Raw genomic sequence first — 13,854 nt, forward strand, 5'->3', positions numbered from 1 at the left:
ACAGGTTCTTCCGGACCCAGCCCCCGGGACGATGCGGCCAGGACCGTGACACACGCGGTCCGCGATCCCCGCGTCCTGGGAGGCTCCATGCGAACACGCGCGGCCGTGCTGTGCGCCGTCGCGGTCGTGGCCGGGTCGTTCACCGCCCCGCCCGCGAACGCCACCACCCGGGCAGCCGTCCGGACGCCCCCGGTGGCCTGGAAGAAGTGCGCCACCACCGACTACCCCACGCTCCAGTGCGGCACGGTCACGGTGCCCCTCGACCACCGGGACCCCGCCGGGAGGAAGATCACGCTCGCTCTCTCCCGCGTCCCGCACACCGCGCCCGACGCACTGGGTCCGCTGCTGGTCAACCCCGGCGGCCCCGGCGGCAGCGGGCTCTCCCTGGCGGGCTTCGTGGCGTCCGCGCTGCCGAAACAGGTGGCCGCCCGCTACGACGTCGTCGGCTTCGACCCGCGCGGGGTCGGCAGGAGCGGCCCCGCGATCGACTGCGCGCCGGGCTACTTCAAGCCGGTGCGCCCCGACTCGGTGCCGGCGACCCCCGCCCTGGAGGAGGCGAACCTCAAGCGCGTCCGGTCGTTCGCCGCGGCCTGCGGCAAGAAGTACGCGGACGTGCTGCCGTACCTCGACACGGTCAGCGCCGCCGAGGACCTGGAGTCGGTGCGGCAGGCCCTCGGCGCCTCCCGGATCAGCTACTTCGGCTACTCGTACGGCACGTACCTGGGTGCGGTCTACGCCAGGCTGCACCCGGACCGCGTACGCAGGCTGGTCCTGGACTCGGTCGTCGACCCCACGGGCGTCTGGTACGACGACAACCTGAGCCAGGACCACGCGTTCGACGACCGTCACCGCGCCCTGATGGCGTGGATCGCCAGGTACGACTCCGCCTACCGGCTCGGCACCGACCCGGCGCAGGTCGAGGCCAAGTGGTACGCGATGCGGGCGGCGCTGGCGAGGAAGCCCGCGGGCGGCCGGGTGGGCGCCTCCGAGTTGGAGGACACCTTCATCCCGGGCGGCTACTACAACGGCTACTGGCCGTACCTGGCCGAGGCGTTCTCGGCGTACGTGAACGGGAAGAAGACGGCCGCGCTGGTCGAGGCGTACGACGACTTCGGCGCGGTCGACGCGGCCGGCGACAACGGCTACAGCGTGTACGCGGCCGTCCAGTGCCGGGACTCGTCCTGGCCGCGGGACTGGAACCAGTGGCGCAAGGACAACTGGGCGGCGTACCGGAAGGCGCCGTTCATGGTCTGGAACAACGCCTGGTACAACGCGACCTGCGCGTACTGGCCCACGAAGGCGCTGAAGCCGCCCGCCATCGCCAACGCCCAGCTCCCGCCGGCCCTCATCTTCCAGGCCACGGACGACGCGGCCACCCCCTACCAGGGCGGCGTCGCGGTGCACCGACTGCTCGCGGGCTCCAGCCTGGTGGTCGAGCAGGGCGGCGGCAACCACGGCATCACGCTCAGCGGCAACGCCTGCCTGGACGACCACCTCGCCGCCTACCTGGCGGACGGCACGGTCCCGCACGGCTCCGGTACGGCCGACGCCGTCTGCCGGAAGACCCCCGACCCGGCACCGCTCACCACCAAGACGGCCTCGACGTCCTCCCGCGGCTCGACCCTCCACACCCTGCTGGGCTTCCGCCGCTGAGCGAAGCCGCCAGCCGATCCGCCGATCCGCGTCACCGCCCCCGCCGGGGTCGCCCCCGCAGCCCGGTACGCGCACGTGGTGGCGGCCACCGGCCGGCTGATGGCCGTCTCGCCGCGGCCGGCGCGGGCTTCGACGACGTCGTCGAACTCACCTGTTCCGTCACGGACATGGCTCACATGCCGGCCCTGCGCGCCGCCCACACACCCGACGGCCGCCTCCCGGCGTCCCCGGCCGTCCAGGTGGCGGCGGTGGAGGCGCCGGCGGTGGTCGGGGGCTGACCGGCGGGGCGCCTCACCGCTGTCGGGGGATGCGGGCCAGCGCCCGGACCGCCGCCTCGGCGAGGGTGGGGTGGGCCAGCGCCTCGTTCAGGACGCGGCGGGCGCGGGGGTCGGCGAGGGTGCCGAGGCCGTCGACGCAGGCGAGGGCGACCTTGCGGTAGGGGTCGTGCGGGCGCAGCCGGCGCTCGAGCGTGGTGATGAGGGCCGGGACCGACTCCGGCGCGCGCAGTTCGACCAGCAGGCGGACCGGGTGCAGGGCGTAGGCGACCCGCAGTTCGTTGGTGGCGAGGGCGGCGGCCGCGCGGGCGGTGCGCGGGTCCTGGAGCCGGGCGAGGGCGTGCGCGGCGGAGGCGCAGCGGGGTGGGTCGCGGTGGTTGAGGAGGAGGACCAGGGTCTCGAACGCGCGGCGGTCGCCGGCCGTGCCCAGCCGGTACGCCGCCAGCTCCCTGGCCCAGAGGGGCTGTCCGGCGGCGGTGAGCACCTCCGCGAGCTCGTCGTGGTCCTCGGTGGCAAGAAGCCGGTCGTAGGCGGGCGTTGCCTGCGACTCCTGCCGCAAACGCTCCGTGAGTGATCGCAACTCTTCGTCCACGAGGCCCAGCGTAGAGGGGTCGCGGGAGCGGAGGGACGTACATCACAAAGTCGGGGGGCTGGTGCGCTCGTTACCCGCCGGTTAGGCTCAATCGAGCGAGTCACCCACTCGCGCTACCGCTCACACGGTTTGGTGACGCAGCCGTCGTGAGCACGAAGGTCGGTTCGGTACCTCGTACCGCAGTCCGGCCCGGCTCCGGGACAGGGCCGGTCGGAATCCGCCGCTCCCGGGCGTGTGCGCGCCCGCGACGGCAGCACCGGGCGTGTGCGCTCGCAGCCCGGCGACACCCGCATTCCACGCAGCTCCCGTGCACCCGGTGCGCCCCTCGGCGCACCCGGGCGCCTTTCCAGTCGTCACCCTCATTCCTGGAGTCCCGCGATGGCCACTCCCCAGCCCGACCCTTCCCTGTCCCCCCTGCGGACCGTCGCCGTCGTCGGCCTCGGCACCATGGGCACCGGCATCACCGAGGTCCTCGCCAAGGCGGGCCGCGAGGTGATCGGCATCGACATCAGCGAGGCCCAGGCCGCCGCGGCCCACGCCGCCCTGGAGGCCGCCACCGCGCGCGCCGTCGTCCGGGGCAGGCTCACCGAGGAGGAGCGCGCCGGCGTCCTCTCCCGGGTCCGCACCGGAACCGACCTCTCGGCCGCGGCCGACGCCGACCTCGTCATCGAGGTGGTCCCGGAGTCGTACGACATCAAGCACCAGATCTTCCGGGAACTGGACGGCATCGTCCGCCCCGACACGATCCTCGCCACCGGCACCAACGCGCTCTCCGTGACCCGGCTGGCCGCCGACTCGGCCCGCCCCGAGCGCGTTCTCGGCCTGCACTTCTTCAACCCGGCCCCGGCGATGAAGCTGGTCGAGGTCGTCTCCTCGGTGCTGACCGCGCCGAGCGCCGTCGCCACCGTCACCGACCTCGCGATCGAGCTGGGCAAGGAGCCGGTCGCGGTCGGCGACCGACCGGGCTTCGTCGCGGACGGGCTGCTGTTCGGCTACCTCAACCAGGCCGCCGCGATGTACGAGGCGAAGTACGCCTCCCGCGAGGACATCGACGCGGCCATGCGGCTGGGCTGCGGACTGCCCATGGGCCCGCTCGCACTGCTGGACCTGATCGGCATCGACACCGCGCGCACCGTCCTGGACGCCATGTACGCCGAGTCCCGGGACCGGCTGCACGCACCGGCCCCGATCCTCAAGCAGCTCAGCGAGGCGGGCCTGAACGGCCGCAAGTCCGGGCGAGGGTTCTACAGTTACGAGGCTCCGGGCAGCGCCACCGTGGTCCGTGACGCGGGGACCCCGCTGGACGGCGCCGCCCTCACCCCGGGCCGCACGGTCTCCTCGGTCGGGGTCGCCGGTTCCGGCACCATGGCCTCGGGGATAGCCGAGGTCTTCGCCAAGGCCGGGTACGAGGTGGTCCTCGCCGCCCGCAGCGAGGAGAAGGCGCAGGCCGCGAAGGCCCGGATCGGCAAGTCCCTGGACCGCTCGGTCGGCAAGGGGCGGATGACCGCCGAGGCCGCCGCTCGGACGCTGGACCTGATCACCCCGGCCGGCTCCTACGACTCCTTCGCGCAGGTCGACCTGGCGGTGGAGGCGGTCGCGGAGGACCTGGAGGTCAAGCGGCAGCTGTTCCAGACGCTGGACAAGGTCTGCAAGCCGGGCGCCGTCCTGGCCACCACGACCTCCTCGCTGCCGGTGGTCGCCTGCGCCCGCGCCACCTCGCGTCCGCAGGACGTGATCGGGATGCACTTCTTCAACCCGGCGCCGGCCATGAAGCTGGTCGAGGTCGTGCGGACCGTGCTGACCGCCGAGGACGTGCACGCCACGGTGCGCGAGGTCTGCGCGAGGATCCGCAAGCACCCGGTCGACTGCGGTGACCGGGCCGGCTTCATCGTGAACGCGCTGCTGTTCCCGTACCTCAACAACGCGATCAAGATGGTCGAGGAGCACTACGCCTCGCTGGACGACATCGACGCGGCGATGAAGCTCGGCGGCGGCTACCCGATGGGCCCGTTCGAACTGCTCGACGTGGTCGGCCTGGACGTCTCGCTCGCGATCGAGAAGGTGCTGCACCGGGAGTTCCGCGACCCGGGCCTCGCGCCCGCGCCGCTCCTGGAGCACCTGGTGGCCGCGGGCTGCCTCGGCCGCAAGACCGGCCGCGGCTTCCGCGAGTATGCCCGCCGCTGACGGCGTCGGCGACTGGTTCCGGGACGAGAAGGACTGGGGCGGACTGCTCGACCCCTCCGGGACGCCCCCGCTCCCCGCGGGCGGGGGTTGCCCCGGGCATGCGCATCAAGCTGCGCACATGCAGTACGTTCGGGTCATGTCCCAGCCCGCCAAGTCCTCACGTACCCCCGCCACGCCGGACGCGCCGGAGAGTGCCGCAGGCAGTCGCGCGGCGGCCCAGCGGCTCAAGATGCGCCGAGAACTGGCGGCCGCCGCGATGGAGCTCTTCGCGACGAAGGGGTACGAGGCGACCACCGTCGACGAGATCGCGGCCGCGGCCGGGGTCGCGCGCCGCACCTTCTTCCGGCACTTCCGCTCCAAGGAAGAGGCGATCTTCCCGGACCACGACGACACGCTGATCCGCGCGGAAGCCGTGCTCAACGCGGCCCCGGCGCACGAGCACCCGCTCGACACCGTGTGCCGCGGCATCAAGGAAGTGATGAAGATGTACGCGGGCCGGCCGGAGATCTCGGTCGCCCGGTACAAGCTCACCCGCGAGGTCCCCACCCTCCGCGAGGCCGAGATCGCCTCGGTGGCCCGCTACGAGCGCCTCTTCACCCGCTACCTCCTCGGGCACTTCGACGAGCACGCGCACGCGGACGACGCGAACGACGACCCGCTGCTGGCCGAGGTCGCCGCGTCGGCGGTGGTCACCGCCCACAACCACGTGCTGCGGCGCTGGCTGCGGGCGGGCGGCCAGGGCGACGTGGAGGCCCAGCTCGACCACGCCTTCGCGATCGTGCGCAAGACGTTCGGGACCGGGATCGGGGCGGGCCGGGAGACCGCGCCCCGCACCACCCCGGCCGCGGGAGCCTCGACGCTCTCGCAGGGCGAGGTGCTGGTGACGGTGGCGCGCACGGACGCGCCGCTGGACGAGGTCATGCGCACCATCGAACAGGCCCTCAAGGAACGCTGACCCCTCACGCGGAGTGTCCCCGCGACACTCCGTGCCTGTGACGACGGCCACCCGCCCGGGTGGCCGTTTTGGCATGTCAGGAGCCCTTTTCAGGCAGCTTTCCACTGCCGTTCGATCGATCATCGCTCATTTGTTACGTAAAGATTTCATCTGAGGGGAAGATCTGGCACTCAGTGCCTTGCGGCATGACACGCGGTGTCATACGTTGAGGGAGTCCGGCCTGTCCCGGTGAGCACACCAGCTCCCCCGTCGGACGCCTGCGTCACAGGCACCCTCCCGCGCCACAAAGCGCCGCCGCAGCTCCACCACCGCCGAACCGACGGCACGCACCCCGCAACCCTCAGCAGCACCGACGTAACCCTCAGCGCCCCTTCCCGCAAGGGGCGCGCATCGCCGGAGGCAACACCGTGACCACTCAGGCCATCCTGGACGCGATCCAGTCGCCCGACTCGACGCCGGACGACTTCGCCGCCCTGCCGCTCCCCGAGTCGTACCGCGCGATCACCGTGCACAAGGACGAGACGGACATGTTCGCCGGTCTGGAGACCCGCGACAAGGACCCCCGCAAGTCGATCCACCTCGACGAGGTCCCGCTGCCCGAGCTGGGCCCGGGCGAGGCCCTGGTCGCCGTCATGGCATCGAGCGTCAACTACAACTCGGTGTGGACCTCGATCTTCGAACCGCTGTCGACCTTCGGCTTCCTGGAGCGCTACGGTCGCACGAACGAGCTGGCGAAGCGGCACGACCTGCCGTACCACATCATCGGCTCCGACCTCGCGGGCGTCGTCCTGCGCACCGGCCCCGGCGTCAACGCCTGGAAGCCCGGTGACGAGGTCGTCGCGCACTGCCTGAGCGTGGAACTGGAGTCGAGCGACGGGCACAACGACACGATGCTCGACCCCGAGCAGCGCATCTGGGGCTTCGAGACCAACTTCGGCGGTCTCGCCGAGGTCGCGCTCGTCAAGTCCAACCAGCTGATGCCGAAGCCGGACCACCTGAGCTGGGAGGAGGCCGCCGCCCCGGGTCTGGTCAACTCCACCGCGTACCGGCAGCTGGTCTCCCGCAACGGCGCCGGCATGAAGCAGGGCGACAACGTGCTGATCTGGGGCGCGAGCGGCGGCCTCGGCTCGTACGCCACCCAGTTCGCGCTGGCCGGCGGCGCCAACCCCATCTGCGTCGTCTCCTCGCCGCAGAAGGCGGACATCTGCCGGGCGATGGGCGCCGAGGCGATCATCGACCGCAACGCCGAGGGCTACAAGTTCTGGAAGAACGAGCAGGAGCAGGACCCGCGCGAGTGGAAGCGCTTCGGCAAGCGCATCCGCGAACTCACCGGCGGCGAGGACATCGACATCGTCTTCGAGCACCCCGGCCGCGAGACCTTCGGCGCGAGCGTGTTCGTCACCCGCAAGGGCGGCACGATCACCACCTGCGCCTCGACCTCCGGCTACATGCACGAGTACGACAACCGCTACCTGTGGATGTCGCTGAAGCGGATCATCGGCTCGCACTTCGCCAACTACCGCGAGGCCTGGGAGGCCAACCGGCTGATCGCGAAGGGCAAGATCCACCCGACGCTGTCGAAGACCTACTCCCTGGAGGAGACCGGGCAGGCCGCGTACGACGTGCACCGCAACCTCCACCAGGGCAAGGTCGGCGTGCTCTGCCTCGCCCCCGAGGAGGGCCTCGGCGTGCGCGACGAGGAGATGCGGGCCAAGCACCTCGACGCCATCAACCGCTTCCGCAACATCTGAGACACCCGAGGTCATAGATGACTGAGCGTCAGATCGCCGACGGGGCGCGTGCCAAGGACCGGCCGTGGCTCATGCGCACGTACGCCGGCCACTCCACGGCCGAGGCGTCCAACGAGCTGTACCGGCGCAACCTCGCCAAGGGACAGACGGGTCTGTCGGTGGCGTTCGACCTGCCGACGCAGACCGGCTACGACCCCGACCACGTCCTCGCCCGCGGCGAGGTCGGCCGGGTGGGCGTGCCCGTCTCGCACCTGGGCGACATGCGCCGCCTCTTCCAGGACATCCCCCTGGAGCAGATGAACACCTCGATGACGATCAACGCCACGGCGATGTGGCTGCTGGCGCTCTACCAGGTGGTCGCCGAGGAGCAGGGCGCGGACATCACCAAGCTCCAGGGCACCACCCAGAACGACATCGTCAAGGAGTACCTGTCCCGGGGGACGCACGTCTTCCCGCCGGGGCCGAGCCTCCGCCTGACGACGGACATGATCGCGTACACGGTCTCCCACATCCCGAAGTGGAACCCGATCAACATCTGCAGCTACCACCTGCAGGAGGCGGGCGCCACGCCGGTCCAGGAGATCGCGTACGCGATGTCCACCGCCGTCGCCGTGCTGGACGCGGTGCGGGACAGCGGCCAGGTGCCGCAGGAGCGCATGGGCGACGTCGTCGCCCGGATCTCCTTCTTCGTGAACGCCGGCGTCCGGTTCGTCGAGGAGATGTGCAAGATGCGGGCGTTCGGCCGCATCTGGGACCGCATCACCAGCGAGCGGTACGGCATCGAGGACCCCAAGCAGCGGCGGTTCCGGTACGGCGTCCAGGTCAACTCGCTCGGGCTGACCGAGGCGCAGCCGGAGAACAACGTCCAGCGGATCGTCCTGGAGATGCTCGCGGTGACGCTGTCGAAGGACGCCCGCGCGCGTGCCGTGCAGCTCCCCGCCTGGAACGAGGCGCTCGGCCTGCCGACGCCCTGGGACCAGCAGTGGTCGCTGCGCATCCAGCAGGTGCTCGCCCACGAGAGCGACCTGCTGGAGTACGAGGACATCTTCGAGGGCTCGCACGTCATCGAGAAGAAGGTCGCCCAGCTGGTCGAGGACTCCCTGGCCGAGATCGAGCGGATCCAGGAGATGGGCGGCGCGATGGCCGCCGTGGAGTCGGGCTACCTGAAGTCGCAGCTGGTCTCCTCGCACGCCGAGCGCCGGGCCCGGATCGAGTCCGGCCAGGAGAAGATCGTCGGCGTCAACATCTTCGAGACCACCGAGCCGAACCCGCTCACCGCCGACCTGGACACGGCCATCCAGACCGTCGACCCGGCGGTCGAGGCGCGGGTCGTCGAGGCGATCGGGCGCTGGCGCGACTCGCGCTACCAGCCGCCGTTCAACCACCCGCGGCCCTGCAAGGCCCTGGAGCGTCTCAAGGAGGCCGCCAAGGGCACCGACAACCTCATGGAGGCCACCCTGGAGTGCGCCCGCGCGGGCGTGACGACCGGTGAGTGGGCCGGTGCCCTGCGGGAGGTGTTCGGCGAGTTCCGGGCGCCGACCGGGGTCTCCTCGGCCCCCGTCGCGGTCCCCGTCGAGGCGGGCTCGGCGCTGGCGCGGGTGCGCGCCAAGGTGGATGCCACCGCCCGCGACCTGGGCACCGGCAAGCTGAGGTTCCTCGTCGGCAAGCCGGGCCTCGACGGGCACTCCAACGGCGCCGAGCAGATCGCCGTACGGGCCAGGGACGCCGGCTTCGAGGTGGTCTACCAGGGCATCCGCCTCACCCCGGAGCAGATCGTGGACGCGGCGCTCGCCGAGGACGTGCACGCGGTGGGCCTGTCCATCCTGTCCGGGTCGCACGCCCAGCTGGTCCCGGACGTCCTGGAACGACTCCGTGTGGCCGGTGCCACAGATATACCGGTGATCGCCGGTGGCATCATCCCGAACGGTGATGCCGAGCAGCTCAGGCAAGCCGGAGTGGCCGCGGTCTTCACCCCGAAGGACTTCGACATCACCGGAATCATCGGCCGCATCGTCGACGAGATCCGGAAAGCGAACCAGCTCGACCCTCTGGAGGTCCCCGCATGACGACACCCGTCAACCGTCTCCGTCCGCGGCGCTCGTGCCTGGCAGTGCCCGGTTCGAACCCGCGCTTCCTGGAGAAGGCGCAGGGTCTCCCGGCGGACCAGGTCTTCCTGGACCTGGAGGACGCGTGCGCGCCGCTCGCCAAGCCCGAGGCGCGGCACACCATCGTCAAGTTCCTCAACGAGGGCGACTGGACCGGCAAGACGCGCGTGGTGCGCGTGAACGACTGGACGACCGAGTGGACGTACCGCGACGTCGTCACGGTCGTCGAGGGGGCCGGCCAGAACCTGGACTGCATCATGCTGCCGAAGGTGCAGACGGCGCAGCAGGTGGTCGCCCTGGACCTGCTGCTGACCCAGATCGAGAAGACCATGGGCTTCGAGGTCGGCAAGATCGGCATCGAGGCGCAGATCGAGAACGCGCAGGGCCTCAACAACGTCAACGAGATCGCGACGGCCTCCCAGCGCGTCGAGACGATCATCTTCGGCCCGGCCGACTTCATGGCGTCCATCAACATGAAGTCGCTGGTCGTGGGCGAGCAGCCGCCCGGTTACCCGGCGGACGCCTACCACTACATCCTGATGAAGATCCTGATGGCCGCCCGCGCCAACAACCTCCAGGCGATCGACGGCCCCTACCTGCAGATCCGCAACGTCGAGGGCTACCGCGAGGTCGCCCGGCGCGCCGCGGCCCTCGGCTTCGACGGCAAGTGGGTGCTGCACCCGGGCCAGGTCGAGGCGTCCAACGAGATCTTCTCGCCCTCCCAGGAGGACTACGACCACGCCGAGCTGATCTTGGACGCGTACGACTACTACACGTCCGAGGCGGGCGGCAAGAAGGGCTCGGCGATGCTCGGCGACGAGATGATCGACGAGGCCAGCCGCAAGATGGCCCTGGTCATCTCCGGCAAGGGCCGGGCCGCGGGCATGCAGCGCACGTCGAAGTTCGAGATCCCGGAGGCGTGAGCGCGATGCAGTTCGGACGCACGTACGAGGAGTTCGAGGTCGGGGCGACGTACAAGCACTGGCCCGGCAAGACGGTCACGGAGTACGACGACCACCTGTTCTGTCTCCTCACCATGAACCACCACCCGCTCCACATGGACACGAACTACGCCGAGAAGACGACGGACTTCGGCAGGAACGTGGTGGTCGGCAACTACATCTACTCGCTGCTGCTCGGCATGTCCGTCCCGGACATCTCGGGCAAGGCGATCGCCAACCTGGAGATCGAGTCGCTCAAGCACGTGGCTCCGACCTTCCACGGCGACACGATCTACGGCCAGACCACCGTGCTCGACAAGTGGCCCTCGAAGTCGAAGAGCGACCGCGGGATCGTCCACGTCGAGACCAAGGGCTACAAGCAGGACGGCACGCTCGTGTGCGTCTTCCGCCGCAAGGTGATGGTGCCGACCGAGACGTACATCAAGGAGCGCGGCGGCGAGCAGCCCGGCCGCCCGGAACTTCAGGAGCGCTAGTCATGGCCCGTCTCGCCCAGACCGCCGGTCTGACCGACGTCCAGCAGGAGATCCTCTCCACCGTCCGCGACTTCGTGGACAAGGAGATCATCCCGGTCGCCACCGAGCTGGAGCACCGCGACGAGTATCCGCAGGCGATCGTCGACGGTCTCCGGGAGCTCGGCCTGTTCGGCCTGATGATCCCCGAGGAGTACGGCGGCCTGGGCGAGTCCCTCCTGACGTACGCGCTGTGCGTCGAGGAGATCGCCCGGGGCTGGATGTCCGTGTCCGGGATCATCAACACGCACTTCATCGTGGCGTACATGCTCAAGCAGCACGGTACCCAGGAGCAGAAGGAGCACTTCCTGCCGCGGATGGCGGCCGGCGACATCCGGGGCGCGTTCTCGATGTCGGAGCCGGGTCTCGGCTCGGACGTGTCGGCGATCACCTCGAAGGCGGTGCGGGACGGCGAGGAGTACGTCCTGAACGGCCAGAAGATGTGGCTGACGAACGGCGGCACCTCGTCCCTCGTGGCGGTGCTCGTCCGTAGTGACGAAGGACACCCCGAGGGTACGGCGCCGCACAGGTCGATGACGACCTTCCTGGTCGAGAAGGAGCCCGGCTTCGGCGAGGTCCGCCCCGGCCTGACCATCCCGGGCAAGATCGACAAGATGGGCTACAAGGGCGTCGACACCACCGAGCTGATCATGGACGGGCTGCGGATTCCGGCCGATCGGGTGCTCGGCGGGGTCACCGGCCGAGGTTTTTACCAAATGATGGACGGAGTCGAGGTCGGCCGGGTCAACGTGGCGGCACGCGGCTGCGGTGTCGCCCAGCGCGCTTTCGAACTCGGCGTCCAGTATGCCCAGCAGCGTCACACTTTCGGCAAGGCGATCGCCCAGCACCAGGCCATCCAGTTCAAGCTGGCGGAGATGGCCACCAAGGTCGAGGCCGCCCATGCCATGATGGTCAACGCCGCACGCAAAAAGGACTCCGGGGAGCGAAACGACCTGGAGGCGGGGATGGCGAAGTACCTCGCCTCGGAGTACTGCAAGGAGGTCGTGGAGGACGCCTTCCGGATCCACGGCGGCTACGGATTCTCCAAGGAGTACGAGATCGAGCGCCTCTACCGCGAGGCGCCGATGCTGCTGATCGGCGAGGGCACCGCCGAGATCCAGAAAATGATCATCGGGCGAAGGCTGCTCGAAGAGTATCGATTCCAGGGCTGATTGTCCGGGTACGGGGTGTTTTCTTCGAGAAGAAGATCACACCCCGTCAACGGTCTTCGGCCGCCGACTCGGCTGCTTGGCTTGCCCAGTTGTGGCCCCCGACCGGTACGATCCCGGAAAGCCGCCGTCCCCGTTTCCCGCGCGGCATCATCCGCTACGAAGGTCATCCATGCCCCACAGCCAAACCTCTGCACATCGAGACAGCCTGGCCGGCGTACGCCTCGCGCGCGGAGCATCGCCGTGGCTTCTCCCGACCGTCGCCACCGCAGCTGTCAGCCTCCTGCGCGCCCGTCGCTCCGGTGCCGCGAAGGCCGTCGCCGTGCCCGCCACCGCACTCGCGGCGGGCATGCTGTGGTTCTTCCGCGACCCCGAGCGTGAGATCGCCCCGGGCCGTGTCATCTCGCCCGCCGACGGTGTGGTGCAGAGCATCATGCCGTGGAAGGACGGTCGCACCCGCGTCGCGATCTTCATGAGCCCGCTCAACGTCCACGTCAACCGCGCGCCCCTGGCGGGCGAGGTGACGTCGGTGGAGCACATCCCCGGTGGCTTCGTTCCCGCCTTCAACAAGGAGAGCGAGAACAACGAGCGCGTAGTCTGGCATTTCGACACCGAACTCGGCGACATCGAAATGATCCAGATCGCCGGCGCGGTGGCCCGTCGCATCGTCCCCTACGTTCCGCAGGGCACGAAGGTCGAGCAGGGCGACCGCATCGGTCTGATCCGGTTCGGCTCGCGCGTCGACATCTACCTGCCCGAGGGCGTGGAGGTCGCGGTCGAGGTCGGCCAGAAGACCGTGGCTGGGGTGACTCGCATTGACCGTGATTGATCCAGAGACCCAGGCGGGCTGGGTGCCCGAGGCCGACGAGATCGGCGACGACGAGGAGGAGATGCCGCTCTCTCTCCGCCTCTCGATAGCGGACACCCTCACCCTGGGCAACGCCACCTGCGGGTTCATGGCGGTGTACTTCACCACCACCGGCATCCTGATCCCGCACCTCACCGGGGACGACCAGTCGGCGGGCATGGCCCGCCACAGCGCGGCCACCGCGGTCATCCTGATGCTGTGCGCGGCGATCTTCGACCTGTTCGACGGCCTGGTGGCGCGCAAGCTGCGCTCCTCCCCCATGGGCGCGGAACTGGACAACCTCTCCGACCTGATCAGCTTCGGCCTCGCCCCGGCGTACTTCGTCCTCGTCTACGGCATGGTGGCGGACGACGCGTACCAGAAGGTGGCCGCGGTCGGGGCGGTCGTGGTGCTGCTGGCCGTGGTGCTGAGACTCGCGCGCTTCTCCTGCGTGACACCGCCGAACGGCATGTTCCAGGGCATGCCCTCGCCGTTCGGCGCGCTGACGGTCGTCTCGATCGTGCTCCTGGAGCTGCCGTTCTTCGCGACGCTGCTGGCGATCCTGGGCACGGCGTGGCTGATGGTCAGCCGGGTCGAGTACCCGAAGCCGCGCGGCCGCCTCGCGGTCGCGATGCTGTCCTGGATCGTGCTCGGCGTCGGCCTCCTGGCGGCCTGGGCCTTCGACGCCCCGGGCGGCCAGCTGCTCCTCCAGACCGGCTGCGCGCTGCAGCTGGTGACCGGCGCGGTGATCCCGCTGTTCGCCACGGCCCGCCGGGTGAACAACTTCCGCGACAACCGACGCGAGGCGCGGGCGGCCCAGCTGCCCTGACGCCGCCCGCACGGAAGACGGGT

11 protein-coding genes and 1 pseudogene are annotated in these 13,854 nt (G+C 70.2%); 11 read left to right on the forward strand and 1 reads right to left on the reverse strand.

The features are described from left to right. The first annotated feature begins 87 nt into the window (after positions 1-87). Together AB0G52_RS18580 and AB0G52_RS18585 are read left to right on the forward strand one after the other, a co-directional pair. Entirely contained in the window at positions 88-1,653 is a 1,566-nt protein-coding gene (locus tag AB0G52_RS18580) for an alpha/beta hydrolase (protein ID WP_361337311.1), read from the forward strand. A gap of 24 nt (positions 1,654-1,677) precedes the next feature. Beyond that, positions 1,678-1,931 (forward strand): annotated as a pseudogene (locus AB0G52_RS18585) (Rid family hydrolase). 13 nt (positions 1,932-1,944) lie between these two features. Here AB0G52_RS18585 and AB0G52_RS18590 read toward each other — a convergent pair. Beyond that, a complete protein-coding gene (locus tag AB0G52_RS18590; RefSeq protein WP_132893204.1) occupies positions 1,945-2,520 on the reverse strand; it encodes an adenylosuccinate lyase in 576 nt (191 codons plus the stop codon). A 378-nt stretch (positions 2,521-2,898) separates the two neighbouring features. Between AB0G52_RS18590 and AB0G52_RS18595 the strand changes: the two genes are divergently transcribed. The 9 genes from AB0G52_RS18595 (at position 2,899) to pssA (ending at position 13,831) form a co-directional block, all read left to right on the forward strand. Further along, positions 2,899-4,704 (forward strand): 3-hydroxyacyl-CoA dehydrogenase family protein, encoded by a 1,806-nt coding sequence (locus tag AB0G52_RS18595; protein WP_132893202.1) that lies wholly within the window; start codon positions 2,899-2,901, stop codon positions 4,702-4,704. A gap of 136 nt (positions 4,705-4,840) precedes the next feature. Continuing rightward, positions 4,841-5,659, forward strand: a complete 819-nt coding sequence (locus AB0G52_RS18600; protein WP_207921900.1) for a TetR family transcriptional regulator — start codon at positions 4,841-4,843, stop codon at positions 5,657-5,659. A 407-nt stretch (positions 5,660-6,066) separates the two neighbouring features. Next, on the forward strand, positions 6,067-7,410 hold the full coding sequence (gene ccrA, locus AB0G52_RS18605; protein WP_132893198.1) for a crotonyl-CoA carboxylase/reductase: 1,344 nt from the start codon (positions 6,067-6,069) through the stop codon (positions 7,408-7,410). A gap of 17 nt (positions 7,411-7,427) precedes the next feature. After that, the gene (locus tag AB0G52_RS18610) at positions 7,428-9,476 is read left to right on the forward strand and encodes a protein meaA (RefSeq protein WP_132893196.1); all 2,049 of its coding nucleotides are present in this window, start codon (positions 7,428-7,430) and stop codon (positions 9,474-9,476) included. Continuing rightward, a complete protein-coding gene (locus tag AB0G52_RS18615; RefSeq protein ID WP_132893194.1) occupies positions 9,473-10,438 on the forward strand; it encodes a CoA ester lyase in 966 nt (321 codons plus the stop codon). The genes AB0G52_RS18610 and AB0G52_RS18615 overlap by 4 nt, the downstream gene beginning before the upstream one ends. A 5-nt stretch (positions 10,439-10,443) precedes the next feature. Beyond that, the gene (locus AB0G52_RS18620; RefSeq protein WP_132893286.1) at positions 10,444-10,950 is read left to right on the forward strand and encodes a MaoC family dehydratase; all 507 of its coding nucleotides are present in this window, start codon (positions 10,444-10,446) and stop codon (positions 10,948-10,950) included. A gap of 2 nt (positions 10,951-10,952) precedes the next feature. Continuing rightward, on the forward strand, positions 10,953-12,158 hold the full coding sequence (locus AB0G52_RS18625) for an acyl-CoA dehydrogenase family protein (protein ID WP_132893192.1): 1,206 nt from the start codon (positions 10,953-10,955) through the stop codon (positions 12,156-12,158). A gap of 169 nt (positions 12,159-12,327) precedes the next feature. Next, positions 12,328-12,984 (forward strand): phosphatidylserine decarboxylase, encoded by a 657-nt coding sequence (locus AB0G52_RS18630; protein WP_132893190.1) that lies wholly within the window; start codon positions 12,328-12,330, stop codon positions 12,982-12,984. A gap of 22 nt (positions 12,985-13,006) precedes the next feature. Beyond that, complete coding sequence (gene pssA, locus AB0G52_RS18635; RefSeq protein ID WP_132893285.1) at positions 13,007-13,831, forward strand: CDP-diacylglycerol--serine O-phosphatidyltransferase; 825 nt, start codon at positions 13,007-13,009, stop codon at positions 13,829-13,831. The last annotated feature ends 23 nt before the right edge of the window (positions 13,832-13,854 follow it).

It is taken from the genome of Streptomyces sp. NPDC021562 (assembly GCF_040640875.1).
Taxonomy (GTDB): domain Bacteria; phylum Actinomycetota; class Actinomycetes; order Streptomycetales; family Streptomycetaceae; genus Streptomyces.

Bases quoted from the DNA above. Each gene is read 5' to 3' on its own strand.
- AB0G52_RS18615 (WP_132893194.1), top strand. From the start codon at position 9,473: ATGACGACACCCGTCAACCGTCTCCGTCCGCGGCGCTCGTGCCTGGCA.
- AB0G52_RS18625 (WP_132893192.1), top strand. From the start codon at position 10,953: ATGGCCCGTCTCGCCCAGACCGCCGGTCTGACCGACGTCCAGCAGGAG.
- AB0G52_RS18610 (WP_132893196.1), top strand. From the start codon at position 7,428: ATGACTGAGCGTCAGATCGCCGACGGGGCGCGTGCCAAGGACCGGCCG.
- AB0G52_RS18630 (WP_132893190.1), top strand. From the start codon at position 12,328: ATGCCCCACAGCCAAACCTCTGCACATCGAGACAGCCTGGCCGGCGTA.
- AB0G52_RS18595 (WP_132893202.1), top strand. From the start codon at position 2,899: ATGGCCACTCCCCAGCCCGACCCTTCCCTGTCCCCCCTGCGGACCGTC.
- AB0G52_RS18580 (WP_361337311.1), top strand. From the start codon at position 88: ATGCGAACACGCGCGGCCGTGCTGTGCGCCGTCGCGGTCGTGGCCGGG.
- AB0G52_RS18620 (WP_132893286.1), top strand. From the start codon at position 10,444: ATGCAGTTCGGACGCACGTACGAGGAGTTCGAGGTCGGGGCGACGTAC.
- AB0G52_RS18600 (WP_207921900.1), top strand. From the start codon at position 4,841: ATGTCCCAGCCCGCCAAGTCCTCACGTACCCCCGCCACGCCGGACGCG.